This is a genomic window from Rhodococcus koreensis (assembly GCF_900105905.1).
GTDB classification, from domain to species: Bacteria; Actinomycetota; Actinomycetes; order Mycobacteriales; family Mycobacteriaceae; genus Rhodococcus_F; species Rhodococcus_F koreensis.
In genome coordinates, this window is the sequence record NZ_FNSV01000005.1 from 7,181,270 (window position 1) to 7,206,345 (window position 25,076).

The following is a 25,076-nucleotide window of genomic DNA, read 5'->3' on the forward strand; positions in this document are numbered from 1 at the left end:
GTTTCGGGCGTGGCAACTACACACGGTTCGCGGGCGTCGCTCGAAAAGGATCCGCACGAGGTCGCGTCGATGTTCGACGGCGTCGCGAAGCGCTACGACCTCACCAACACGATCCTCTCGTTCGGCCAGGACCGCAGTTGGCGCAAGGCGACGCGCTCGGCCCTGGCACTGAAGCCGGGGGAGCGGGTTCTCGACCTCGCCGCCGGGACCGGCGTGTCCACCGTCGAACTCGGACGGTCGGGCGCCTGGTGTGTGGCCACCGATTTCTCCAAGGGGATGCTGCAGGCAGGCAGCGGCCGCCAGGTGCCGATGGTCGCGGGCGACGCGATGCACCTGCCCTACGCCGACGCCGTGTTCGACGCCGCCACCATCTCCTTCGGGCTGCGCAACGTCTCCGACTTCGACGCCGGCCTCCGCGAGATCGCCCGGGTCACCAAACCGGGTGGGCGTCTCGTGGTGAGCGAGTTCTCGACGCCGGTGTTCGGGCCCTTCCGCACGGTCTACATGGAGTACCTGATGAAGGCGCTGCCGCGGGTCGCGCGCGCCGTCAGCAGCAACCCCGACGCCTACGTGTACCTCGCCGAGTCCATCCGCGCCTGGCCCACCCAGCAGGAACTCGCGCTGCGAATCGAGGCGGCCGGCTGGCGGAACGTGCAGTGGCGCAACCTCACCGGCGGCGTGGTCGCCCTGCACCGCGCCACGCGCTGACCGTCAGCCGAACAGCGGTCGCGAGTCGACCTTCTGCGACACCAGGCCGGATGCCCGCCACGCGCGGGCGGTGAGGTCGCTGTCCTCCTCGGTGACGAGGTTGCCCATCACACGCACCGCGACGGTCATCAGCGCGCGGGACCGCATCGCCACCGGGCCGGACGCGGGCAGGACCCGGGGCACGGTCAGGAGTCCGGCGAGTCGCCGGGCCACGGAGAACGCCCGGCCGTACCGCTCCCTCAGGATCGACGGCCACAGCTGCGTCAGGTCGTCGGCGTCGAGGATCTCCGCGACGAGGCGCCCGCCTTCGAGCCCGTAGTCGATGCCCTCGCCGTTCAGCGGATTCACACACGCGGCCGCGTCGCCGATGATCGCCCAGTTCCGGCCTGCGATGTGCGACACCGCACCTCCCATCGGCAGCAACGCCGACGCGACGGCCCGCAACTCCCCGTCCCAGTTCCACTCTTCGCGGCGCTGCGCCGTGTACAGGTCCAGGAGGGGGCGTAGCGCGCCCGGGGCCGGACGTTTGGCGGTGGCCAGGGTGCCGACGCCGATGTTCACCTCGCCGGTGCCCAGGGGGAACACCCAGCCGTAGCCCGACTGCAGCGTCCCGGCGGCGTCCCGCAGTTCGAGGTGGGACGTGATCCACGGGTCGGCGCTGCGGTCGGTGGCGATGTAGGCGCGCGCGGCCACACCGTACGCCGTGTCCCGGTGCCATTCGCGACCCAGCTGCTTGCCGAGGGTCGACCGGACGCCGTCGGCGACGATCAGCGTCCGGCAGCCGACGGTGTGGGTCCCGTCGGACGTTTTCAGGGTCACCGCCGTCACCCGGTCACCGCCGCGTTCGACGCCGATCGCCTTGGCGCCCTGCACCATGACGGCGCCGGCGTCGACAGCGGTCGCGCGGATCCGGTCGTCCAGCTCGGTGCGGGCCACGGCGCTGCCGACGGCCGGGAACGACCTGCCCGGCCACTCGAGTTCGAGCTCCTGCCCGAACCCGCTGAGCCTCAGCCCGCGATTGGTGCCCTTCGACCGCACCCAGTCGCCGAGGCCGAGATGGTCGAGCTCGGCGACAGCGCGGGGGGTGAGTCCGTCGCCACACGTCTTGTCGCGGGGAAACACCGCCGCGTCGGCGAGGACCACGTCGCGTCCCGCGCGTGCCGCCCAGGCGGCGGCCGAGGACCCGGCCGGACCAGCACCGATGACGAGGACGTCGGTGGCGGTGGGAAGCGGGGATCCCGCGGGCGACTGTTCTGCTGCGACCACGCCTACATCCTGTCAGGCTCCGCTACACGACCGCGGCGAGGCCGACGGGCGGCGGAACCGCTAGGTTCACTACCGTGGTAGCCGAGCCGCCACCGACGGCGCGGAGCCGCGCCGTCACTGACGACAGGAATGGGTACTGAGAACGTGAGCACCGAGGGCGCAGCACACACCGCTGCCGACGCTGTAGTGGGCACTACGGTCGCCGGGATCGATCTCGGCGACCCGCAGCTCGCCGCCACGGTCCGTGAAGGACTGAAGCAAGTCGAGGAACTGCTGGTCAGTGAACTCTCCGACGGGGAGGATTTCCTGACGGAGGCGGCATTGCATCTCGCGAAGGCGGGAGGCAAGCGTTTCCGCCCCCTCTTCACGGTGCTGACCGCCCAGCTCGGACCGAAGGCCTCCGACCCGTCGGTGGTCACGGCGGCCACCGTCGTCGAACTGGTCCACCTCGCCACCCTGTACCACGACGACGTGATGGACGAGGCCACGATGCGCCGCGGTGCGCCCAGCGCGAACTCGCGGTGGGGCAACAGCGTCGCCATCCTCGCCGGCGACTACCTGTTCGCCCACGCGTCGCGTCTCGTGTCGACCCTCGGCCCCGAGGCGGTGCGCATCATCGCCGAGACGTTCGCCGAACTCGTGACGGGCCAGATGCGCGAGACGATCGGGCTCCGCGGCGAGCAGGATCCGGTCGAGCACTACCTCAAGGTGGTCTGGGAGAAGACCGGTTCGCTGATCGCGGCGTGCGGGCGCTTCGGCGGCACGTTCTCCGGTGCGGACGCCGATCACGTGAAGCGGCTCGAACGGCTCGGTGACGCCGTGGGCACCGCCTTCCAGATCTCCGACGACATCATCGACATCTCGTCGGTCTCGGCACAGTCCGGCAAGACCCCCGGAACCGACCTGCGCGAGGGCGTGCACACGCTGCCCGTCCTGTACGCGCTGCGCGACGAGGGTCCCGAGGCCGACCGCCTGCGCGTGCTCCTCGACGGCCCCGTCACCAACGACGACGACGTCGCGGAGGCGCTCGCCCTCCTCGAACGCTCACCCGGCATGGCGGCCGCCAAGGCGAAGCTCGAGGAGTTCGCGGTCCAGGCCCGCGCCCAGCTCGCCGAACTGCCGCAGGGCCCCGCCAACGACGCCCTCGTGAAGCTCGTCGATTACACGATCGAGCGCGTCGGCTGAGCCGTATCGTCAGTACCCGGACTCGTCTTCACCCGATCTCGTTCGCCGAACGGGAACCGTCCCGCCACCGTGTTTCGTTGAATGATCAAGATCTCGAAACTCGGACGACCGTGATCGGGTGACAACGACAAGGAAGGCGTGACGTGCGCTACGCAAACGGGGCGAAGACTCTGGTTCTGTTGGTCGGCATGTCGGCGCTGATCGTGTTCATCGGCGCCCTGTTCCGGAACCCGACCATCCTGCTGCTGGCCATCGTGTTCGCGGTCGGCATGAACGCGTACGTGTTCTTCAACAGCGACAAGATGGCGCTCAAGGCCATGCACGCCCAGCCGATCACCGAGGTGCAGGCACCGGTCATCTACCGCATCGTCCGGGAACTGGCGACCACCGCGCACCAGCCGATGCCGCGGCTCTACATCAGCCCCACCAGCGCGCCCAACGCGTTCGCCACCGGGCGCAGCCCCCGTCACGCGGCGGTCTGCTGCACCAGCGGCATCCTGCAGATCCTCGACGAGCGGGAGCTCCGGGCCGTGCTCGGGCACGAGCTGTCGCACGTCTACAACCGCGACATCCTGATCTCGTCGGTCGCAGGCGCGATGGCGGCCGTCGTGTCGGGACTCGCGAACTTCGCCATGTTCGCCAACATGTTCGGCGGCCGCGGCGGGGGACAGGGCGCGAACCCGATCGCGCTGCTCCTGGTGTCGCTGCTGGGGCCCATCGCCGCGACCGTCGTCAAGCTCGCGGTGTCACGGTCCCGGGAGTTCCAGGCCGACCAGTCGGGCGCCGAACTCACGGGCGACCCTCTGGCGCTGGCGTCGGCGCTACGGAAGCTGGAGCGTGGCACGCAGGCCGCGCCTCTGCCGCCGGAGCCTCAGCTCGCCGCGCAGTCGCACCTGATGATCGCCAACCCGTTCCGCACCGGCGAGAAGATGAGCCGGATGTTCTCCACCCACCCGCCGATGGCCGAGCGGATCGAGCGCCTCGAGCGCATGGCAGGCAGGTAGGCGGCTTCGCCGCCCGTGCGTGGTCGACGAGTGCAGGGACTCGTCAACCACGCACGGGCGCGCAGCGCCTACCGGTAGTTCACGAACTGCAGCGCGATCCCGAAGTCCTCACCCTTCAGCAGGGAGATGACGGCCTGCAGGTCGTCGCGCTTCTTGCTGCTCACGCGCAGCTCGTCACCCTGGATCTGCGCCTTGACGCCCTTGGGGCCCTCGTCGCGGATCTTCTTGGTGATCTTCTTGGCGTTCTCCGTGGTGATGCCCTGGACGAGGCTGCCGGACAGCTTGTAGATCTTCCCGGACTGCGCCGGCTCGCCCGCGTCGAACGCCTTCAGAGAGATGTCACGCCGGATCAGCTTCTCCTTGAAGACGTCCAGGGCGGCGAGCAGGCGCTCCTCCGTGTCGGCCGTCAGGGTGATGGTTTCCTCGCCGGACCATTCGATCGATGCTCCCGTGTTCCGGAAGTCGAACCGGGTCGACAGTTCCTTGCCGGCCTGATGCAGGGCGTTGTCCACCTCTTGACGCTCGACCTTGCTCACCACATCGAAGGACGAATCAGCCACTTCACACTCCCGGTTTCGTCTAGTTCTCCCCGCCGCGACCCGGCCGGGGACCCGCCGAATGCCGGCGAGCAGATTCGACGCTATCGGTTCGCAACCGCCCGTATCCACCCGGTTTGCAAAACGGGGGGCCGTTCGTTGTATTCTTCTTTCCGCAGCGGAGAGCGATTTCCCACAGATTTCGCGCTCCTCGTGCAACCCCGGCAGATTGCCCGAGCGGCCAATGGGAGCGGACTGTAAATCCGTCGGCTTATGCCTACGTAGGTTCGAATCCTACATCTGCCACACACAGAACCCCGGTGAGCGACAGCTCACCGGGGTTCTGTCGTTCGTGGGTGAGGCCGGGCCGTTCGTGGGTGAGACGGGGTGCCGGGCCCGCCGACCCGGCCCGGACCGGGCCGGAGACGCGTAGTGTCGGGTGCAGCGACTTACGAAAGCCGCTGACCAGCCAATTTGTTTCTGGTCGGAACTTCTGTGTAATCTCGTCAAGGCTTCAGCGCGCAGCGATGTGCGAGCGAAGCACGCCCCCTTAGCTCAGTCGGCAGAGCGTTTCCATGGTAAGGAAAAGGTCAACGGTTCGATTCCGTTAGGGGGCTCGCTGGATTGAAGTGGAGCGCCTGGTGCGCGACACTCGACACCGAGGCGGTGTAGCTCAGTTGGTAGAGCAAACGACTCATAATCGTTGCGTCGCCGGTTCAAGTCCGGTCACCGCTACACAATATGCATGATCCACCCTGATTGTTCGTAATCAGATTCACCCGAAAGAAGGCATCCCGTGGCCTCCTCGACTGACGTTCGGCCCAAGATCACTTTGGCCTGCGAGGTATGCAAGCACCGCAACTACATCACCAAGAAGAATCGGCGTAACGACCCCGATCGCCTGGAGATCAAGAAGTTCTGCCCGAACTGCGGAACTCATCAGTCACATCGCGAGTCCAAGTAACACGGTCCGGACAAGGGCTGCGTTCGCGAAGGGAGTCCTCTAGGCTGCCCTCACGCGCTGACGTCAAGGGTAGAAGAGGTTCTTTCGCGTGACTGACACTGTGACAGAGACAGAGGCCTACGCGCCCGCGGCTGTTCCTGCTGATCCTGCCGCGCACGCACTGGCGATGGTCGGGCACCACTACCGCGTCGACGACTTCTACGAGGTCGGACGCGAGAAGGTGCGCGAGTACGCGCGTGCCGTGCAGGACTGGCACCCCGCTCACCACGACGAGGAAGCCGCCAAGGGCCTCGGCTACGACGGTCTCCTCGCTCCTCTGACGTTCATCTCGCTCGTCGGCATCATCGCTCAGGGACGCCTCTTCAAGGAGATCGTCACCGGCTACGACCCGAGTCAGATCCTCCAGACCGACCAGCGGCTCGAATTCCACAAGCCGATCAAGGTCGGCGACCGGCTGGTCTGTGACGTCTACCTGGAGTCGTTCCGTCAGATGGGTGGCAGCGACATCATCGTCACCAAGAACATCGTCACCGATCAGTACGACGAACTCGTCCAGACCACGTGGACGACGCTGGTCGCGCGTACCGGTGGCGAGGTCGACGAGAACATCGCTCACGCAGTCAAGGACGTGATCATGCATGGCGCTTCGTAAGTTCGAGGACGTCTCGGTGGGTGAGGAACTCCCCGAGCGCATCGTGAAGCTCACGCGTGGCGACCTCGTCAACTACGCGGGCGTGTCCGGCGATCCGAACCCGATCCACTGGAGCGACGAGGTCGTCAAGCTCGCCGGTCTGGACAACGTGATCGCGCACGGAATGCTCACCATGGGTCTCGGCGGCGGTTTCGTCACGTCCTGGCTCGGCGATCCGGGTGCGGTCAAGGAATACAACGTTCGTTTCACGAGCTCGGTCTACGTCCGTGAGGACGAGGCCGCGCAGGTCGAGTACACCGGTAAGGTGAAGTCGCTCGACGAAGAAAGCAAGACAGCAGTAGTCGCGATCGTGGCGCGTTCCGAGGGGAAGAAGATCTTCGGTCGCGCCACCGCAACGGTCCGTCTGGCCTGACAGCCGGGTGGATTGGGTTTGTTCCGGGGCTTTGAAGTACACTGAGATTTCTGGGATTACTCAGCGCTGCGCGCTGCCCTACGGTGCTGTACGGCCGGCAAGGGTGGCGCGCGTGTCATGTAATCACAGAGAGGTCGGTCAAGAATTGGTCCGAGGCTAGATTCGGACCAGCTCTCCCGACCAAAGGGGCGTAGCTCAACTGGCAGAGCAGCGGTCTCCAAAACCGCAGGTTGCAGGTTCAAGTCCTGTCGCCCCTGCCCCCGGATGCCAGCGACTGAGAGGAACGACGTGAGCGAGGAGCGCGCCAAGCGCGACGGCGACACTTCAGGGTCCACGCGCCCGGACGGTGCCGACGACACCGCGGCCGACGCCACCACCACGCGTTCCGCCACTCCCTCGGGAAAGCCCAGCGGTAAGCGCCAGGGCCGTCGTTCTCCGGCAGGCACCGAGGTCGCCGCGAGTTCCGTGAAGGCACCGGAACAGTCGAAGTCGGACACGACCACCAAGGTCAAGCCGGCGAAGAAGGATCGCGCCGACAAGCCGCGCAAGGAAAACATCTTCAAGCGCCTGCGCCGGTTCTTCCGCGAGGTCATCGCCGAGCTGCGCAAGGTCATCTGGCCCAATCGCAAGCAGATGATCACCTACACCAGCGTCGTCCTGGCATTCGTGGTGTTCATGGTGACGTTCATCGGCGTGTTGGATCTGGCGGTCATCAAGGGCGTCACCTGGTTGTTCGGTTGACGGAATCCGCCCCGGTGGATCCGAAGTATGTGAGTGACGAGAGGAAGCGAGTGCCCCAGTGAGCACCCCCGAGAACGACACGAATGAGGCCTTGGCCGAAGAGCGTGTTTCTGCCGAGGCGGCAGCCGAAGTGGATGTCGAGGCTGCCGACGAGGGCACCGAAGCCGCGGAATTCTTCGGTGACGACGTCGCCGACGACGCCCCGGCCGACGAGATCATCGAGGACGAGGCTGAAGCCGAGGACGAGGCAGAAGCCGACGAGGAAGCTGTCGCCGACGAAGAAGCTGTCGCCGACGAGGAGGCCGTGACCGCCGAAGAGGCTGTGACCGCCGAAGAGCCCGAGGATCCCGTTGCGGAACTCAAGGCCGCGCTGCGTCGCGCACCCGGTGACTGGTACGTCATTCACTCCTACGCGGGCTACGAGAACAAGGTCAAGGCCAACCTCGAGACCCGTGTCCAGAACCTCGACGTCGGCGACTACATCTTCCAGGTGGAAGTTCCCACCGAAGAGGTCACCGAGATCAAGAACGGACAGCGCAAGCAGGTCAACCGCAAGGTTCTGCCCGGCTACATCCTGGTCCGCATGGATCTCAACGACGAGTCCTGGGGAGCTGTGCGCAACACGCCCGGCGTCACCGGATTCGTCGGTGCGACGTCGCGTCCGTCCCCGCTGACCCTCAACGAGGTGACCAAGTTCCTGCTCCCGCAGCAGGAGCAGAAGAAGCAGGCTGCCGCGGCAACCGTGTCGGCCGGCGAGACCGGCGGAGAGAGCTTCGCGAAACCGCTCATCGAGGTCGACTTCGAGGTCGGCGAGTCGGTCACCGTCATGGACGGCCCGTTCGCCACGCTGCCCGCCAGCATCAGCGAGGTCAACGCCGAGCAGCAGAAGCTCAAGGTCCTCGTCTCGATCTTCGGTCGCGAGACCCCGGTCGAGTTGTCCTTCACGCAGGTCGCGAAGATCTAGCGGCACATACTTGCACTGCAGTAGCAAGAAACACACCCAGCAAGAATTAGGAAAACGAGATGCCCCCCAAGAAGAAGAAGCTCGCAGGGCTCATCAAGCTTCAGATCCAGGCCGGTCAGGCTAACCCTGCACCGCCCGTGGGTCCCGCGCTTGGTCAGCACGGCGTGAACATCATGGAGTTCTGCAAGGCCTACAACGCGGCGACTGAGTCCCAGCGCGGCAACGTGGTGCCGGTCGAGATCTCGGTCTACGAAGACCGGACCTTCGATTTCAAGCTGAAGACCCCTCCGGCTGCCAAGCTGCTGCTCAAGGCTGCTGGCGTGCAGAAGGGCTCCGGCGAGCCGCACAAGACCAAGGTCGCTTCCGTGACCATGGATCAGGTGCGCGAAATCGCGAAGACCAAGCAGGAAGACCTCAACGCGAACGACATCGAGCAGGCCGCGAAGATCATCGCCGGCACCGCACGCTCGATGGGTATCACGGTCGACGGCTGAGTCAGCCCTGATCGATCGACGGTACCGCCGTCGAAGATCGAGTGACGGCCCCGCCGTCGAAGATCGATTGACGGCACCGCCGTCGAAGAAAGCGTGGGAGGGCCGGCCAGGCCCAGACCACTACTGAACCATTCACCACCGCAGACAAGACACACACTGCGGTGAGAAGTTAGGACAGAAGAAATGGCAAAGCGCAGCAAGGCGTATCTCGCCGCCGCTGAGAAGATCGACTTCGACAAGCTGTACAGCCCGCTGCAGGCTGCGAAGCTGGCGAAGGAGACGTCGTCGAGCAAGATGGACGCGACCGTCGAGGTTGCAGTTCGTCTGGGCGTCGACCCCCGCAAGGCGGACCAGATGGTTCGCGGCACGGTCAACCTGCCGCACGGCACCGGTAAGACCGCCCGCGTCATCGTGTTCGCAGTCGGAGAGAAGGCCGCCGAGGCCGAGGCAGCTGGAGCCGACGCCGTCGGCGCCGAGGACCTCATCGAGCGGATCCAGGGTGGATGGCTCGATTTCGACGCCGCCATCGCGACTCCCGATCAGATGGCCAAGGTCGGCCGCATCGCCCGCGTCCTCGGACCGCGTGGCCTGATGCCGAACCCGAAGACCGGCACCGTGACGGCTGACGTCACGAAGGCCGTCGCGGACATCAAGGGCGGAAAGATCAACTTCCGCGTCGACAAGCAGGCCAACCTGCACTTCGTGATCGGCAAGGCATCGTTCGACGACGCCAAGCTGGTGGAGAACTACGGCGCCGCGCTGGACGAGATCCTGCGTGCGAAGCCGTCCTCCGCGAAGGGCCGCTACGTCAAGAAGGTCACCGTTTCGACCACCACCGGCCCGGGCATCCCGGTGGACCCGAACCGCACCCGCAACCTTCTCGAGGATGCCGACGCGTAAGTCTCGCTACACACAGTTCGGCCGGTACGGAAATCTTCCGCACCGGCCGAACTGCTTTTTCCGGGTTCAGTTCTCGTCGGCGGTCTCCGGTTCGGTCTTCTTCCGCCACGCCAGCATCACGGAGTCCGTGCGGGCCGGCACCCAGGGCATGAAGATCGCGACGACGACCGCGCAGACCACGACGGCGCCCGCCGCGACGAGCGATGCGGTGTGCGAACCCTGCAGGACCGTTGTCTTCATGGTGAGGATGAGATTCTCACGCTGCTGCTCGAGGAACGGCGGGATCTCGCGCTTGCGGATCTCGAGCACACTCAGGACCGTGGCGTCGGCGAAACCTTTCTCGTCGTCGTTCATCAATGCGGCCGGAATGCGGTCGAGCAGTGGACTCATCGTCGTCGCGTAGTACGACGCGACGATCGATCCGAGCACGGCGACCCCGAGCGTTCCTCCGATTTCCCTGGTCGTGTCGTTCACGGCCGACCCCGCTCCGGCCTCGTCGAGTGGCAGCGACGCCATGATCGACTCGGTTGCCGGTCCCTGCACGATGGCCAGGCCCAGCGCCATCGACACCATCGACGGGAGCACGTCCGTCAGGTAACTGCTGTCGACGGCAACCTGGCCCCCGAGGTACAGGCCGACCCCGGTCAGGAGGAGACCGAACACGATCACCGGGGTGGTCCCGACCCGCTGCGCCAGCAGTGTGGCGATCGGGGCGCCGACCGCCACCGACACCGCGAACGGCAGCGAGGCGACACCGAACTCGAACGGCGTGTACTCGCGGACACCCTGGAAGTACTGCGTGATGAGGAACAGGAAACCGAACATCGAGAAGTACCCGATGGCGATCGCGAGGGCGGGCAGGGAGAACCGTCGGTTGCGGAACAGTCGCAGGTCGAGGACGGGGTGGTCGGTGCGCAACTCCCAGAAGACGAATCCGGTCAGTACCGCGATCGAGAGCGCGACGGCGCCGACGGTGACGGCCGACGTCCACCCGTGGTGAGGGGCTTCGATGATCGCCCACACGAGGACGGTGATGCCGGTGATCGAGGCTGCGATGCCGAGGAGGTCCATGCGCCCGATGACGGAGGCACGCGATTCCGGCACCAACATGAGCGTCGCAATCGCCGCGACTACGGCGATCGGCACATTGATCCAGAAGGCGGAGTGCCAGCTGAAGTGCTCGAGCAGCCACCCACCGGCCATCGGGCCGATGGCGATCGCGAATCCGGCCATCGCGGTCCAGGCGGCGATGGCCAGCGCTCGTTCCCGCACGTCGGTGAAGATGTTGATGACGAGGGCGAGGGTCGCGGGGAAGACGGCGGCGGCGAAGACACCCATCGCGGCGCGGGCCGCGATGACCTGGCCCAGACTCTCGGCGTTGGCGCCCGCGATCGACATGACGGCGACGCCGATCAGGCCGATGACCATGACGCGTCGACGCCCGTAGCGGTCGCCGAGGTTGCCGAACGCCAGGAGCAGCCCGGCGAACGTCAGTGTGTAGGCGTCGACGACCCATTGCAGGCCGCTGACGCTGGTACGGAGTTCGACGCCGATCGAGGGGAGAGCGACGTTGACGATGGTGTTGTCGAGCACGACCAGCAGTTCGGCCAGGCAGATCACGGCGAGCGCGAGGAAGCGGCGCGTCCGGGACCCGGCCACGACGGCTCGGGCTTCGAGGATTGTCATGAGAAAAAGCTAGCTCATACATGTTATGTGACGTAACAGGTAATTGATCCCAACTTCGGTCTGATGGGTCACGGCCCCGTCCGAAAGGTGACGCCGGTCACGTCTCTACGTCAGGGTCCGGCCGCGATTTGGCGGTTGAGCAGGACATGCCGTAATCTGACCTGCGGAGTTCGATGCACTATTCGAGCTTCACCCCAAATCATGTTCTACCCAAGACCGTTGGTGATCGCTCCCGCAAGGGTGTGATTGAAAGTCCGGGAATGTCCGGCGGCCCACGCAGGAGGACGAGGTAGGGGGATGCGTTTCGGTTGTGGGTTCGCGCCCTGGCCGAATGGCTTCCTTTCACGCCCCGTGTGCCCTGCACCGGGGCGTTTTGCATGTCGTGGATTGTGTGCTCCGGGATACCCGGCGGTGCGCAGCGGTTCCGAAGTGGGATAACGACTGTCATGAGAGGAGGCGAAGTATGGCAAAGCCTGAGAAGGTTTCCGCAGTTGCGGAGATCACCGAGCAGTTCAAGGGTTCGACCGCTGCTGTGATCACGGAATACCGTGGTCTGACGGTGGGCAACATCACGACACTGCGACGCGCTCTCGGAGAAGGTGCCACCTACTCCGTCGCCAAGAACACCCTGGTCAAGCGTGCCGCTGCTGAGGCGGGCGTCGAGGGCCTTGATGACCTTTTCGTCGGTCCGACCGCCATTGCATTCATCAAGGGCGAGCCCGTCGATGCTGCGAAGGCTCTGAAGAACTTCGCTAAGGACAACAAGGCGCTCATCATCAAGGGCGGCTACATGGACGGCGCTGCGCTGTCCGTGGACGAGGTCAACAAGATCGCGGACCTCGAGTCCCGCGAGATCCTGTTGGCCAAGCTTGCCGGCGCGATGAAGGGCAACTTGGCAAAGGCCGCAGGCCTGTTCAACGCTCCTGCTTCGCAGGTGGCCCGTCTGGCCGCTGCTCTGCAGGAAAAGAAGGCCGCAGAAGGCGGAGCTGCCGAAGCTCCCGCCGAGGCTGCAGCCGAAAGCTGATCCGCACCCGCGCATCACTGCTATAACCCCGCCCGGTCGCGGATCAGCGACATGGGACTTACAGGAAGGACCGCCACAATGGCGAAGCTCAGCACCGAAGAGTTGTTGGACCAGTTCAAGGAGCTCACCCTCCTCGAGCTCTCGGAGTTCGTGAAGGCATTCGAGGAGACCTTCGAGGTCACCGCCGCTGCCCCGGTCGCCGTTGCCGCTGCAGGCGGAGCACCGGCTGCCGCCGAGGCTGCTGAGGAGCAGGACGAGTTCGACGTCGTCCTCGAGTCGGCCGGCGACAAGAAGATCCAGGTCATCAAGGTCGTCCGCGAGGTCGTTTCCGGCCTCGGCCTGAAGGAAGCCAAGGACCTCGTCGAGGGTGCTCCGAAGGCCATCCTGGAGAAGGTTGCCAAGGACGCGGCCGACGCCGCCAAGGAGAAGCTCGAGGCTGCCGGCGCGAAGATCACCGTCAAGTAAGACGGTCTCTCACCCGCGCTGCTCACCGAGCAGACGAAGAGGGCCACTCCCCATCCGTGGGGAGTGGCCCTCTTTTTTGCGTCCTCGGGGGGCTTCGGAGTGTCGAGATTCCTGACCGAAAGCGGGACGCGCGATCAAAAATTTCGCTACCGTTATCCCAGTTCAGACGCGTTGTTTTGCATAGTGAGACCCGCAGTTGGCATGCTTCCTTACTCATGAGTAGCATCCCTTGTCACAGGTAACACGTCGATGCGATAGAGTGACCCAACCCACACGGGGTGAGTGCATCGAACGGTCGCGGAGGTAATGGTGGGAGTCGAGGTATCCGTCGAGGGACTGACCAAGTCCTTCGGCTCGCAGAGGATCTGGCAGGACGTCACGTTGACCCTTCCGGCCGGTGAGGTCAGTGCGTTGCTCGGGCCGTCGGGCACGGGTAAATCGGTGTTCCTGAAGTCGCTGATCGGTCTGCTCCGTCCGGAGCAGGGGTCGATCGTCATCGACGGCACCAACATTCTCGAGTGCTCCTCGAAGGAGCTGTACGAGATCCGGAAGTTGTTCGGGGTGCTGTTCCAGGACGGTGCGCTGTTCGGGTCGATGAACCTGTTCGACAACGTGGCGTTCCCGTTGCGCGAGCACACGAAGAAGTCCGAGTCCGAGATCCGCAAGATCGTGATGGAGAAGATGGAACTGGTCGGCCTGCTCGGGGCCGAGGACAAGCTGCCCGGCGAGATCTCCGGTGGTATGCGCAAGCGTGCCGGGCTGGCGCGGGCGCTGGTGCTGGATCCGCAGATCATTCTCGTCGACGAGCCGGACTCGGGTCTGGATCCGGTGCGCACCACCTACATTTCGCAGACGTTGATCGACATCAACGCGGAGATCGATGCGACGATTCTGATCGTGTCGCACAACATCAATCTGGCGCGGACGGTGCCGGACAACATCGGGATGTTGTTCCGCCGGCATCTGGTGATGTTCGGTCCGCGGGAGGTGTTGCTGACCAGCGAGGAGCCGGTGGTCAAGCAGTTCCTGAACGGCACGATGATCGGTCCGATCGGGATGTCGGAGGAGAAGGACGAGGCGCAGATGGCGCAGGAGCAGGCGATGGTCGATGCCGGTCACCATGCCGGTGGTGTCGACGATGTGGAGGGGATCGTTCCGCAGATGAAGGCGACGCCGGGGATGCCGTTCCGGCAGGCCGTGGCCCGTCGTCAGGAACGGGTCCGGCACATCATGCACACCCTGCCCGAGAACGCGCAGATCGCGATCCAGGAAAGCCTCGACGAGACCTCCGGCGGAAACGGCGGCGGCGGTTACGACTACGCATACAGCCAGGAAGACACACAGGTCATCCCCGCATACCGGGGCGAAGGATACGAAAACACCACTCACGGGCAAGGGTAGGCATATCGGATGGGGGTTACCCGCAGCTCGGTCTTGCGGCCGGTCAACGGTGCGCTGACGCAGGCCGGAAACATCGTCGAGCTCTTCGTCGACGTCGCACGAAACACGTTCAAACGGCCATTCCAGTTCCGCGAGTTCATCGAACAGGCCTGGTTCATCGCCAGCGTGACGATCCTGCCCACGGCCATGGTCGCGATTCCGTTCGGCGCAGTGGTGTCACTGCAGACCGGATCGCTCATCAAACAGCTCGGTGCAGAGTCGTTCACGGGAGCGGCCAGCGTGCTCGCCGTCATCCAGCAGGGGTCCCCGCTGGTGACGGCACTACTGGTGGCCGGAGCTGCGGGCTCGGCTGTAACGGCGGATCTCGGCGCGCGGACGATCCGCGAAGAGATCGACGCCATGGAAGTGCTCGGCATCAACCCGATTCAGCGACTCGTCGTGCCCCGGGTGCTCGCCATGGTGCTCGTCGCGATCCTGCTCAACGGCCTGGTGTCGGTCGTCGGCATCGCGGGTGGCTACTTCTTCAACGTCATTCTCCAAGGGGGTAATCCCGGTGCGTACCTGGCATCGTTCTCGGCCTTCGCGCAGCTTCCCGACATCTGGGTCGGCGAGCTCAAGGCGGCCGTCTTCGGTGTCATCGCCGGTGTCATCGCCGCGTACAAGGGGCTCCATCCGAAGGGTGGACCCAAGGGCGTCGGTGACGCGGTGAACCAGTCGGTGGTGATCACGTTCCTGCTGTTGTTCTTCGCGAACCTGATCCTGACCATGGTGTACCTGCAGATCGTTCCGGCGAAGGGATCGTGACCCTATGACAATCGCCAAGGGACGCGGTGACCGGACCCTGATGGCGGCGCGCCGAGTCGGTCGTGCGCCGCTCAACGTGCTCGACCGGGCCGGCGAGCAGATGTCGTTCTACGCCAGGGCCATCGCCTGGTCACCCCACACTCTCGTGCACTACCGCAAGGAGGTGCTGCGGCTGCTCGCCGAGGTCACCTTCGGCAGTGGCGCGCTCGCCGTCATCGGCGGCACCATCGGCGTCATCGCGATGATGTCCGGCTTCACCGGCGTCGTGGTCGGACTGCAGGGTTTCGCCGCGCTCGAACAGCTGGGCAGCTCGGTCCTCACCGGCTTCCTGTCCGCCTACGTCAACACGCGTGAGATCGCGCCGATCGTTGCGGCACTCGCGCTCTCGGCCACCGTCGGCTGTGGTTTCACCGCGCAGCTCGGCGCCATGCGGATCTCGGAGGAGATCGACGCGCTCGAGGTCATGGCGGTGCCGAGTGTGCCGTTCCTCGTCACCACCCGCATGATCGCGGGATTCGTCGCCGTCATCCCGCTGTACATCGTCGGTCTGCTCGCGGCCTATCTCGCCTCCCGCGTCATCAGTACCGTGTTCAACGGACAGTCGACCGGCTCGTACGACCACTACTTCAACTTGTTCCTGCCACCGCAGGACGTCCTGTACTCGTTCGCGAAAGTGCTGATCTTCGCGTTCGTGCTGATCCTGATCCATTGCTACTACGGCTATCACGCGTCGGGTGGTCCCGCCGGTGTGGGTGTGGCCGTGGGCCGGGCGGTCCGCACCGCGATCGTCACCATCGCCGTGCTCGACTTCTTCCTGAGCCTCGCCATCTGGGGCACGACGACCACAGTGAGGGTGGCCGGATGACCAACACGACATCTGTTGTGGGACGACGGGTGCTGGGGCTGGTGTTCTTCCTCGTCCTCGCGTTGTTCCTGGCCTTCACCATCGGCATGTTCAACAAGAGCTTCACCAAGGTCGTCAAGATCGACCTCCTCACCGACAGCGCCGGAAATGCCCTGCCGCCCAATGCGGACGTGAAGGTCCGTGGCCTCATCGTCGGCGAGGTGCGCTCGGCGACCCCCCAGGAGGGCGAGGTCACTCTCGCTCTCGCGATCCAGCCGGACAAGGCACCGCTGATCCCGTCCAACGCGACGGCGCGGCTGCTGCCCAAGACACTGTTCGGTGAACGTTATGTGTCGCTGATCGTTCCGGAGGGCGACACGGCTCCGCCGATCCAGGCCGGTGACACGCTGCGTCAGGACAAGAGCGGCAACGCCGTCGAGGTCGGCGAAGTTCTGGACGGCCTGCTGCCGCTCCTGCAGGCCATTCCGCCGCAGGACCTGGCGAACACGCTCGGCGCGCTGTCCCAGGGACTCAGCGGCCGCGGCGCCGAACTCGGCCTGACGCTCGACCGGCTCGAGGAGATCTTCGGTGGGCTGAACACCGAACTTCCCGCCATCCAGGAGGATCTGCGAGGTCTGGCGGACTTCTCGCAGACGTATTCCGAGGCGGCGCCCGATCTGGTCAACGCCCTCGACAGCCTGCGGACCACCGGAAATACCGTGGTGGAGAAGCAGAATGAGATCTCCACGCTGCTCGTGTCGCTGACCGCAACCGCGTCGAGCACCGCGGATCTGCTACAGACCAACGCCGAGTCGATCGTCAGCATCGCCGCCGATTCGCGTGAGGCGCTGCAGATTCTCGGCCGCTACTCGCCGAGCTTCGAGTGCACGTTCGCGGGCTTCGCGAAGTCTGCTCCCGTTGCCCGTGAACTACTGGCACCGGACGATCCGTACCCCGGTGTGCGTGCCAGCGTGCAGTTCGTCAACCCGAAGGGCCGCTACGTGCCCAACCAGGACGAGCCGCGCCTGCTCGACAACCGCGGGCCGGCTTGCTACGACAACGTCACCGCTCCGGGTGGGAAGTTCCCGCAGTACCCGGGCGGGTCGTCCTACAACGACGGCGCCTACCAGGTGCCGTCGCGGAACCCCGGACCGTCGACCATCGACTTCTTCCCGGCGCCCGCCGGCGTCCCCGATCAGGTCCCCGGGTACGGAGCTCAGGTCACGCCCGCGAGCTACGCGGGTTCGAAGATGGAGCAGGACACGTTGGACGTCGTCTACGGCGAGGCCGGGGGAATGGCACCGGAGGACGTGCCGAGCTGGACGACACTCGTCGGCGCGCCGACCATGAGGGGGACTGAGGTGAGCTTCAAGTGAGGGGTCTGACCGCACCATTGGTCAAGCTGATCGTGTTCGCCGTGGTCACCATCCTGGCGACCGGTCTGCTGGCGGCCACCATCGCCAACCTCGGCGGGGGCGGTGGCACCAAGTTCAACGCGATCTTCTCGGACGTCACCTCGCTCAACGAGGGTGACGAGGTCCGCATCGCCGGTGTGCGCGTGGGTCAGGTCGAGAAGATCGCGATCCACGACGACCGCGAGGCGGAAGTCCAGTTCACGGTGTCGGAACGGGACTGGCTGCCGGCCAGCACCACCGCGACCATCCGCTTCCGGAACCTCGTGGGGCAGCGCTACATCGCGCTCGAACAGGGGGAGGGCCAGCAGGGCATGAAGATTAGCGGCGGCGACACGATCCCGATCGAGCGGACCAAGCCGGCCGTCAACCTCACCACGCTGTTCGACGGCTTCCGCCCGCTGTTCCAGACCCTCAGCGCCGAAGACGTCAACAAGTTGTCGTACCAGATCATCCAGGTGTTCCAGGGTGAGTCGGGAACCATCACGGAACTCGTCAAGAACACGGCAAGCCTCACCAACACCGTCGCCGACAAGGATCGGGTGATCGGTGCGGTGATCAACAACCTCAACGACGTGCTCGCCACGGTGAATCAGCGTGACGATCAACTCGATTCGCTGATCGTCAACACCCAGCAGCTCGTCACGGGCCTGGCGAACGAGCGGGGAACCGTCGGATCGGCGGTGACGTCCCTCGCGGGACTCACCGACGCGACGGCAGATCTGCTCGAACCCACCCGACCGTCCATCCAGGAATCCATCACGTCGCTGAACACGCTGGCGACGACGTTGAACCGTAACTCCGACACGGTCAACAGCGTTCTCCAGACGCTTCCGGTGAAGCTCGAGAAGCTCGGCCGGGCAGCCAGTTACGGGTCCTGGTTCCAGTTCTACCTCTGTGGAGTCGACATCGTCGCAGGACCAGGTACCGCGCCCCAACTGAACCTGCCCACGGGCTTGCCCACCGTCAACCAGCCGATCTATACGAACTCGGCGAAACGGTGCACGCAGGACGGCCTACAGGAGTTGCAGACACGATGAGCAGACGTCGCAGCCCGGCAGTGGCTGGTGCCCTCGGCATTCTCGTGGTGCTGCTGGCAACCCTGTCGGCTTTCTTCCTCGATTCGCTGCCGTTCATCGGCGCCGGGTCGACCTATCACGCCGAATTCACCGAGGCGGCGGGCCTCAAGCCCGACAACGAGGTCCGGATCGCGGGCGTCAAGGTCGGCAAGGTCAGTTCCGTCGAACTCGACGGCGACCATGTGGACGTCGCCTTCAAGGTGTCGGATGCGTGGGTCGGCGACGAGACGTCCGCGTCCATCCAGATCAAGACGATCCTGGGGCAGAAGTACCTGGCCCTCGACCCCCGCGGCTCGGACACGCTGAACCCGAGTGACACGATCCCGTTGGACCGCACCACGTCTCCGTACGACGTGATCGAGGCGTTCTCGGCCGCCGCGCAGACGGTGGGGGACATCGACTCCGATCAGCTCGCGCAGAGCATGGTGACGCTGTCGCAGGCGTTCGAGGGGACTCCGACGGAGATCCGCGCGTCGCTGGACGGTGTCAGCAGGCTGTCGCAGACCATCGCCAGCCGCGATCAGGAACTGCAGAAGCTGTTCGCTGCGACCGGCAAGACCACCAAGGTCCTCGCCGATCGCAACGTCGAATTCAACCGGTTGATCAGCGACGCCGGGCTGCTGCTCGGTGAGCTCAACAGCCGTCAGCAGTCCATTTCCCAGCTGCTCACCGGAACTCAACGGCTGTCGCAACAGTTGACCGGACTCGTGCGCGACAACGAGGCCGCCATCGGTCCCGCGCTCGAACAACTCGACGGTGTCGTCGAGATCCTGAAGGCCAACAACGAGAACCTGGACAAGGCGATGAAACTGTACGAGCCGTTCGTCCGCCTGTACACGAACGTGGTCGGCAACGGTCGCTGGTTCGACCAGGTCGTGGTGAACCTCCTGCCGCCGGGGCTGCCCGACATTCCGGGTCCGCGCGAACCCGTCCGCACGTTGGGGGGTAACTGATGGCAGACGTCGACAACGGAGCCGACCGCGGAGGACGCGGCGGGATCGCCCTCATCGTGGGAATCGTCATCGTCGCGCTGGTGATCGCCGGCGCCCTGTGGTGGGTGTTCACCCGCGCGGGCACCACGAAGATCACCGCGTACTTCGACAAGTCGGTGGGCATCTACGAGGGCTCGGATGTGCGGGTCCTCGGTGTGAAGGTCGGATCCGTCGACGGCGTCGAGCCACAGGGCGATCAGGTGAAGGTCGACATGCGCGTCGATCGCGGCGTCGACATTCCCGCCGACGCGAAGGCCGCGCAGGTCACGCCGTCCGTGGTGTCGGACCGCTACATCCAGCTCGCGCCCGCCTACACGGGCGGCGAGAAGATGGCCAGCGGCGCGGTGATCTCGCGCGACCGCACCGCGACCCCCGTCGAGGTCGACCAGTTGTACGCGAGCATCGAGGAGCTCTCCACCGCGCTCGGCCCGGACGGGGCGAACAAGGAGGGTGCGCTGTCGCAGTTCGTCGAGACCGGCGCCGCCAACCTCGACGGCAACGGTGAAGCGCTGGGGCAGAGCATCACCCAGCTGTCCGACGCTGCCCGCACTCTCAACGACAGTCGCGGCGACCTCTTCGACACCGTGAAGAACCTCCAGGTGTTCGTGGGTGCGCTGGCGGCCAACGATCAGCAGGTCCGCGATTTCAACTCGCAGCTCTCCGACCTGTCCGGATTCCTGGCGGGGGAGCGGGAGAACCTCGGTGCCGCACTGAACCAGCTGGCGATCGCCCTGGGCGACGTGTCGAAGTTCGTGGCCGACAACCGGGAGATCCTCGCCGAGAACGTGAACGATCTGGTCCCGGTGACGCAGACCCTCGCCGACAACCGGGAGTCACTGGTCAACTCGCTGACCCTGCTGCCGCTGGCGATCAGCAACCTGGCCAACTCCTACGACGCGGAGTCCGGCACTCTGGCCTCGCGCCTGGCGTTCCCGGACCTGCAGGATCCGGCCGGCGTCGGGTGCAAGTTGATCGACCTCGGCAAGCTGGTTCCCGGCGATCCGCGTTTCGAGCAACTCGGACGTCAGATGCAGCCGCTGATCGACAACTGTGCCAACATCACGTCGCAGATCACGCAATCGGCGAAGACTCCGTCGCTCGTGCTTCCGTTCGGAATCATGAGTGCGGACAACATTCAGCGGACGGTCACGCCCGGCACGGTGCCGGGTGTCGTGTCGCCGCGATTCGAAGGCGCAACGGGAGGTGAGGGCGAATGAAGCGGTCGGTAATCCTCGGCGCCGGTGCGTGCGCCGTCGCCATCGCAGTGACGTCCTGCTCGTCGGAGGGGATCTACGGGGTTCCACTACCGGGCGGTCCCGATGTCGGCGACCACCCCATGCATCTGACGATCCAGTTCGACGACGTCCTCGACCTCGTCCCGCAGTCCGCGGTCAAGGTCGACGGTGTCCCGGTGGGCCGGGTCGAAACGATCAAAGTGGCACCGGACGGCTGGACGGCGGACGTGGAGGTCGTCCTCGACTCGTCGGTCGATCTCGCCGCCAACGCGGTCGCCGCCATCGAGCAGACGAACCTGCTCGGTGAGAAGTTCGTCCAGCTGTCCGAGCCGCCGGAGGACAAGGATCCCGCGCGCCTCGAGGACGGCGACACGATCCCCCTCGACCGCACCCGGCACGCCACCGAGATCGAGCAGGTTCTCGGCGCGCTGTCGCTGCTGCTCAACGGTGGCGGCGTCGGCCAGTTGCAGCCGATCGTGCACGAACTGACCACCGCACTCGACGGGCGCGAGGATCGGGTCCGGGGACTCCTCGAACAGACGAACACGCTCATCGACGGTCTCAACCAGCAGCGCGACGACATCACCCGCGCCCTGGACGGCCTCGACGCACTGACCACGCGCGTGAACGAACAGAACGAGAAGATCGGACTGATCCTCGACGAGTTGCCGATCGCGGCGGAAGTGCTCAACGAGCAGCGTCCACAGCTCACCCAGATGCTCACCCAACTGGACCGGCTCGGCACCGTCGGAACCGACGTGATCAACAGGTCGAAGGACAACCTGATCGCGGATCTCCTCGCACTGCGGCCGACCCTGAAGGCACTCGCCGATTCGGGCGACAACCTGCCCAATTCGCTCGCGTTCATTCCGACCGTGCCGTTCCCGGACGGCGTCGAGAAGATCGCGCTCGGCGGGTCGGTCAACCTGTTCCTCACGGTCGACCTGCAGATCGGCGATGCGCTGAGCGCACTCGGCGTCGGCCAGGGCGACCCGGTGTACGTGCCGCCGAAGTTCGGTGAGCCCAAGCCGATCGTCGACCCGTCGAACCCGTACTACAACGGCAACGGGCCGAAGCCGGGGTGGCCGACGGTGTCCCTGCTGCCGATTCCGCCGATCGTCCCCGCCCCGACGGGCCTGCGGATCCCGGGGCTCCCCGGCACCGCGCCCGCCGGCAACGGTGGCGCAGGGAACGGCGCAGCACCGCCGCCGCAGAACCCGCTCGGGGGACTGCTGGAGCAGTTCGGAATCGGGGGTGGACAGTGAGGTCACGACTGGTCAGGATCCAGCTCGTCGCATTCGCCATCGTGGCGATGCTCGGGCTGGTCTACGTCGGCGCCAAGTACGTCCGCCTCGACAATCTGCTCGGATTCGGTGAGTACGACGTGAACGCGAAGTTCAAGGACTCCGGCGGCATCTTTACCAACGCCGAGGTCACGTACCGCGGAGTTCCCGTCGGCCGCGTCGGCGACCTGTCGCTGACCGCGGACGGCATCAACGTCGAGTTGAAGATCTCCTCGGGCGGGCCCGACATCCCGGCGTCGGCCAAGGCCGTCGTCGCCAACCGGTCCGCGATCGGTGAGCAGTACGTGGACCTGCAGCCCGACACAGACCAGGGGCCGTACCTCGAACAGGGCTCGGTGATCACCGAGGCCGACACGTCGACACCCGTTCCGGTCGAGCAGGTGCTGATGGCCACCGACGGTCTGGTCCGGTCGGTTCCGGTCGACTCGCTGCGCACCGTCGTCACCCAGCTGGGGACGGCGTTCAACGGCAAGGGCGAGGATCTGCAGACGCTCGCGGATTCACTCTCCACGCTGACGAAGGACGGGCTCGACGTCCTGCCCCAGACACTGGCACTCGTCAGGGACAGTCAGACGGTGCTGGCGACGCAGTCCGATCAATCGTCCGCGATCGTGCAGTTCAGTTCGGACCTCGACGCGGTCGCCGCGCAGCTGCGGACCAGCGACCCCGATCTCCGCGCGATCATCGACAAGGGAATTCCGGCGAGCAACGAGGTCGGTCAGCTGGTCAACGAGATCGGTCCGAGCCTCACCACCGACCTGACGAATCTCGCCGCGGTCGGTGACAAGCTGGCTCCGCAGGCGATCGCGCTGCGGCCAATCCTGATGTTCCTGCCTGCCATCGCGGCGTCCGCGTCGACCGTGGCCCCCGGCGACGGCACGGTGCATCAGGGCATCGTCCTGGAAACCAACAATCCGCCGTCGTGCACACTCGGTTACGAAGGGACGCAGGAGATCCTGGCCGAGATGAAGCGGCAGGACCCGAACTTCGACGACACCCAGCAGGACTTCCCGTTCAACGTGAAGGCCAACTGCGACGCTCCCCAGGGAAGCGTGACGGGTGTGCGAAGTGCAGACCGCATCGTGTTCGCCGATCCGGACACGATCCAGCCGTGGGATTTCAAGCCGAAGGTCATGCCTGACACTCTCAACTTGAATCCCATCGCAACGCAGCTCGCGCCGCTCCTCGGGGTTACTCCCAAGTAGCATTCGGTTCCGGCCGAGGGCGAGTTGAAGAAAACAATCAGTAGGGTATTGGTGTGACGCGAATTACCACGCCCCCGGAGTCGGGACAACCGGCTCCGGGGAAGGACAGAACTCTGAAGGCCTCGTTTGCTGCGGTGACCGCACTGGTGGTGATCGCGGTTGTCGCAGCCGGATGGTTCGGCTTCGGGTGGGCGCGAGCGCTCTTCGTGGACAAGCCGATCGCCGACGCACGCGATTCCGCGTTGACGGGCGCCCAGCAGGCCGCGATCAATCTCAACTCGGTCGATTCCGCGGACCTCGACGGATCGTTCGAGAACATGAAGTCGTCGATCACGGGCGACAAGATGAACCAGGACCTCCAGGCGACCGTGGACGGGTTCACCGACCAGATGCGTCAATCGGGAGCGGCGAGCAAGGCCGAGCTGATCCAGGGCACACTCACGGAACTGAACACGGACGACGGCACCGCGAAGGCGCTGGTCGTCGTGGCCGTCACCACCACGTGGCCGGACCGCTTCGACAAGGCCAAGGTGACGATGCGGATGGACGTCCAGGACGTGGACGGGGTCTGGAAGGCTTCGTCGGTCGAACCGGTGGGCGGACGTATTCCGCTCGAGAGCGGTCCGGTGCCCGCCGCCGGCGCGGCCCCAGCCCCGGCCCCCACCGAACCGGCTCCCGCCGAGCAGGCGCCGGCCGAACAGGTGCCCGAGGGCGACAGCAGCGGCCAGTAGTCCTGATGTGCCGCGGCGGCGTGCTGCCGTGGTGTCCACGTCGACGACAGCTCGTCGTGCAATGAGAAAGTGGTGAACTATGCCCCCCAAGCGCCGAAACAACGTGCCGGACAGCGCTGCAAAGGGCAGGCGTCCGCGCGTAGCGGGGACCCGTCAGACAACGCCGAAGCCTCCCCGAGCGGACACCCCGGTCGACAAGACGGAACCGGTGAAAAAGCCGGACACGGTGAAGAAGCCGGAACCGGTCGAGAAGGCCGAGACGCCCGCCGTGGCGACCGCGGCCTCCACCGGCACGGCACAGGTTCCCGAGACGACGAAGGCTCCCGTCGCGGACAAGCCCGACACGGACACGACCGTATCGATGGCCAAGACGGTGTCGACGGTGAAGGCTGCGTCGACGGGGAAGGCTGCGTCGGCGGGGAAGGCGAAGGTTCCCAACCTTCAACCGCGCATCAGCAAGCAACAGGCTCCCGCCGTCGCCGAGAACGCGACCGACGCAGGCAGCGGGACCGGTCGCGTCACGTGGAAGCTCGTCGGGGTCCTCGGAGCGGTCGCGGTGGTGTTCGGCGTGTTCGCGGTCGTCGCGGCGTTCAAACCCGGAGCGAACATCACGAACACCGCGTGGGTCGACGCGGGAGCAACCGCCGAGGTGACCAAGGCGGGCACCGAGGCGATCGAGACGCTGTACACCTACAGCTACGAGACGATCGATCAGGACTTCGACAAGGCGCGCGGCTATCTCGATGACGCCAAGCGGGAAGAGTTCGACTCGACCGCCGACACGACCAAGCAAGCTGCCATCCAGACCAAGACGGCCACGCAGGCGTCCGTCACCGACATCGGGGTCACGGTGCTCGACGGTGACCGCGCCGAACTGCTCGCGCACATGAACGTCAGCGCCACCGGTGACGCCGTTGCTCAGGGCAGTGCCGCCACGCCGCTGTCGATCAAGATGGAGAAGATCGACGGCAAATGGGTGCTGTCCGACATCTCCGACAGCGAGGGCTGACCGGCTTCCGGAAAAGACTGAACCGGAGCGAGATTCGTATGCCGGATGATTTCGCGCGT

26 protein-coding genes and 4 tRNA genes are annotated in these 25,076 nt (G+C 65.6%); 27 read left to right on the top strand and 3 right to left on the bottom strand.

From position 1 onward, the window contains the following. Positions 1 to 9 precede the first annotated feature (9 nt). Positions 10 to 708, top strand: coding sequence for a demethylmenaquinone methyltransferase (locus BLV94_RS37250; protein ID WP_072940005.1), 699 nt, complete (start codon positions 10 to 12; stop codon positions 706 to 708). Between the two features lie 3 nt (positions 709 to 711). Here BLV94_RS37250 and BLV94_RS37255 read toward each other — a convergent pair whose 3' ends face one another. Then, positions 712 to 1,974 carry a geranylgeranyl reductase family protein gene (locus BLV94_RS37255; RefSeq protein WP_072940008.1) on the bottom strand — a complete coding sequence of 421 codons (1,263 nt, stop codon included), beginning with the start codon at positions 1,972 to 1,974 and terminating at the stop codon, positions 712 to 714. Between the two features lie 129 nt (positions 1,975 to 2,103). On the opposite strand from BLV94_RS37255, the gene BLV94_RS37260 reads away from it, so the two are divergent. Continuing rightward, complete coding sequence (locus tag BLV94_RS37260) at positions 2,104 to 3,159, top strand: polyprenyl synthetase family protein (RefSeq protein ID WP_072940011.1); 1,056 nt, start codon at positions 2,104 to 2,106, stop codon at positions 3,157 to 3,159. Positions 3,160 to 3,302: 143 nt separating this feature from the next. Then, the gene (gene htpX, locus BLV94_RS37265; protein WP_072940014.1) at positions 3,303 to 4,163 is read left to right on the top strand and encodes a zinc metalloprotease HtpX; all 861 of its coding nucleotides are present in this window, start codon (positions 3,303 to 3,305) and stop codon (positions 4,161 to 4,163) included. Between the two features lie 68 nt (positions 4,164 to 4,231). On the opposite strand, the gene BLV94_RS37270 is transcribed toward htpX, so the two are convergent. Beyond that, positions 4,232 to 4,723, bottom strand: coding sequence for a YajQ family cyclic di-GMP-binding protein (locus tag BLV94_RS37270; RefSeq protein WP_007298080.1), 492 nt, complete (start codon positions 4,721 to 4,723; stop codon positions 4,232 to 4,234). Between the two features lie 199 nt (positions 4,724 to 4,922). Between BLV94_RS37270 and BLV94_RS37275 the strand changes: the two genes are divergently transcribed. The 11 genes from BLV94_RS37275 to rplA all read left to right on the top strand — a co-directional run bounded on the left by BLV94_RS37275 (position 4,923) and on the right by rplA (position 9,826). Further along, positions 4,923 to 5,005: transfer RNA gene (locus BLV94_RS37275), tRNA-Tyr, on the top strand. Positions 5,006 to 5,243: 238 nt separating this feature from the next. Continuing rightward, a tRNA-Thr gene (locus tag BLV94_RS37280) sits at positions 5,244 to 5,316 on the top strand. A 45-nt stretch (positions 5,317 to 5,361) separates the two neighbouring features. Continuing rightward, positions 5,362 to 5,434, top strand: a tRNA-Met gene (locus BLV94_RS37285). A 61-nt stretch (positions 5,435 to 5,495) separates the two neighbouring features. Continuing rightward, positions 5,496 to 5,663, top strand: a complete 168-nt coding sequence (gene rpmG / locus BLV94_RS37290; protein ID WP_005252089.1) for a 50S ribosomal protein L33 — start codon at positions 5,496 to 5,498, stop codon at positions 5,661 to 5,663. 88 nt (positions 5,664 to 5,751) lie between these two features. Then, positions 5,752 to 6,315, top strand: a complete 564-nt coding sequence (gene hadA, locus BLV94_RS37295; protein WP_072940017.1) for a (3R)-hydroxyacyl-ACP dehydratase subunit HadA — start codon at positions 5,752 to 5,754, stop codon at positions 6,313 to 6,315. Next, positions 6,302 to 6,727: a (3R)-hydroxyacyl-ACP dehydratase subunit HadB gene (gene hadB, locus BLV94_RS37300; RefSeq protein WP_005252091.1), complete on the top strand. Its 426-nt coding sequence runs from the start codon at positions 6,302 to 6,304 to the stop codon at positions 6,725 to 6,727. Before hadA ends, hadB begins: the two co-directional genes overlap by 14 nt. Positions 6,728 to 6,911: 184 nt before the next feature. Then, positions 6,912 to 6,984: transfer RNA gene (locus BLV94_RS37305), tRNA-Trp, on the top strand. Between the two features lie 31 nt (positions 6,985 to 7,015). Beyond that, a complete protein-coding gene (secE, locus tag BLV94_RS37310) occupies positions 7,016 to 7,468 on the top strand; it encodes a preprotein translocase subunit SecE (protein ID WP_072940020.1) in 453 nt (150 codons plus the stop codon). A 58-nt stretch (positions 7,469 to 7,526) separates the two neighbouring features. Continuing rightward, on the top strand, positions 7,527 to 8,432 hold the full coding sequence (nusG, locus tag BLV94_RS37315; protein ID WP_072940023.1) for a transcription termination/antitermination protein NusG: 906 nt from the start codon (positions 7,527 to 7,529) through the stop codon (positions 8,430 to 8,432). Positions 8,433 to 8,491: 59 nt separating this feature from the next. Continuing rightward, positions 8,492 to 8,926, top strand: a complete 435-nt coding sequence (gene rplK / locus BLV94_RS37320; protein WP_005252095.1) for a 50S ribosomal protein L11 — start codon at positions 8,492 to 8,494, stop codon at positions 8,924 to 8,926. A gap of 183 nt (positions 8,927 to 9,109) precedes the next feature. Beyond that, positions 9,110 to 9,826 carry a 50S ribosomal protein L1 gene (rplA, locus tag BLV94_RS37325; RefSeq protein WP_005252097.1) on the top strand — a complete coding sequence of 239 codons (717 nt, stop codon included), beginning with the start codon at positions 9,110 to 9,112 and terminating at the stop codon, positions 9,824 to 9,826. A 66-nt stretch (positions 9,827 to 9,892) separates the two neighbouring features. Here the strand turns inward: rplA and BLV94_RS37330 are convergent, their stop codons facing one another. Beyond that, the gene (locus BLV94_RS37330) at positions 9,893 to 11,512 is read right to left on the bottom strand and encodes an MFS transporter (protein WP_072940026.1); all 1,620 of its coding nucleotides are present in this window, start codon (positions 11,510 to 11,512) and stop codon (positions 9,893 to 9,895) included. 463 nt (positions 11,513 to 11,975) lie between these two features. On the opposite strand from BLV94_RS37330, the gene rplJ reads away from it, so the two are divergent. The 13 genes from rplJ to BLV94_RS37395 all read left to right on the top strand — a co-directional run bounded on the left by rplJ (position 11,976) and on the right by BLV94_RS37395 (position 25,017). Beyond that, a complete protein-coding gene (rplJ, locus tag BLV94_RS37335; RefSeq protein ID WP_005252102.1) occupies positions 11,976 to 12,536 on the top strand; it encodes a 50S ribosomal protein L10 in 561 nt (186 codons plus the stop codon). A gap of 78 nt (positions 12,537 to 12,614) precedes the next feature. Next, entirely contained in the window at positions 12,615 to 13,001 is a 387-nt protein-coding gene (gene rplL / locus BLV94_RS37340; protein WP_005252104.1) for a 50S ribosomal protein L7/L12, read from the top strand. 306 nt (positions 13,002 to 13,307) lie between these two features. Continuing rightward, positions 13,308 to 14,402 carry an ABC transporter ATP-binding protein gene (locus tag BLV94_RS37345; protein ID WP_072940034.1) on the top strand — a complete coding sequence of 365 codons (1,095 nt, stop codon included), beginning with the start codon at positions 13,308 to 13,310 and terminating at the stop codon, positions 14,400 to 14,402. A gap of 9 nt (positions 14,403 to 14,411) precedes the next feature. Next, the gene (locus BLV94_RS37350; protein ID WP_005252107.1) at positions 14,412 to 15,206 is read left to right on the top strand and encodes an MlaE family ABC transporter permease; all 795 of its coding nucleotides are present in this window, start codon (positions 14,412 to 14,414) and stop codon (positions 15,204 to 15,206) included. Positions 15,207 to 15,210: 4 nt separating this feature from the next. Next, on the top strand, positions 15,211 to 16,071 hold the full coding sequence (locus tag BLV94_RS37355) for an MlaE family ABC transporter permease (protein WP_005258256.1): 861 nt from the start codon (positions 15,211 to 15,213) through the stop codon (positions 16,069 to 16,071). Then, a complete protein-coding gene (locus BLV94_RS37360) occupies positions 16,068 to 17,426 on the top strand; it encodes an MCE family protein (protein ID WP_072940037.1) in 1,359 nt (452 codons plus the stop codon). The genes BLV94_RS37355 and BLV94_RS37360 overlap by 4 nt, the downstream gene beginning before the upstream one ends. Continuing rightward, positions 17,423 to 18,502 (top strand): MCE family protein, encoded by a 1,080-nt coding sequence (locus BLV94_RS37365; protein ID WP_072940039.1) that lies wholly within the window; start codon positions 17,423 to 17,425, stop codon positions 18,500 to 18,502. The genes BLV94_RS37360 and BLV94_RS37365 overlap by 4 nt, the downstream gene beginning before the upstream one ends. Continuing rightward, on the top strand, positions 18,499 to 19,494 hold the full coding sequence (locus BLV94_RS37370; RefSeq protein WP_072940042.1) for an MCE family protein: 996 nt from the start codon (positions 18,499 to 18,501) through the stop codon (positions 19,492 to 19,494). Before BLV94_RS37365 ends, BLV94_RS37370 begins: the two co-directional genes overlap by 4 nt. Beyond that, a complete protein-coding gene (locus tag BLV94_RS37375) occupies positions 19,494 to 20,750 on the top strand; it encodes an MCE family protein (RefSeq protein ID WP_072940045.1) in 1,257 nt (418 codons plus the stop codon). The genes BLV94_RS37370 and BLV94_RS37375 overlap by 1 nt, the downstream gene beginning before the upstream one ends. Beyond that, positions 20,747 to 22,033: an MCE family protein gene (locus BLV94_RS37380; protein ID WP_072940048.1), complete on the top strand. Its 1,287-nt coding sequence runs from the start codon at positions 20,747 to 20,749 to the stop codon at positions 22,031 to 22,033. The genes BLV94_RS37375 and BLV94_RS37380 overlap by 4 nt, the downstream gene beginning before the upstream one ends. Further along, the gene (locus BLV94_RS37385; RefSeq protein ID WP_072940050.1) at positions 22,030 to 23,277 is read left to right on the top strand and encodes an MCE family protein; all 1,248 of its coding nucleotides are present in this window, start codon (positions 22,030 to 22,032) and stop codon (positions 23,275 to 23,277) included. The genes BLV94_RS37380 and BLV94_RS37385 overlap by 4 nt, the downstream gene beginning before the upstream one ends. Positions 23,278 to 23,411: 134 nt before the next feature. Then, positions 23,412 to 24,008, top strand: a complete 597-nt coding sequence (locus BLV94_RS37390) for a hypothetical protein (RefSeq protein WP_072940052.1) — start codon at positions 23,412 to 23,414, stop codon at positions 24,006 to 24,008. Between the two features lie 79 nt (positions 24,009 to 24,087). Next, positions 24,088 to 25,017: a hypothetical protein gene (locus tag BLV94_RS37395; protein ID WP_072940055.1), complete on the top strand. Its 930-nt coding sequence runs from the start codon at positions 24,088 to 24,090 to the stop codon at positions 25,015 to 25,017. Positions 25,018 to 25,076 lie beyond the last annotated feature (59 nt).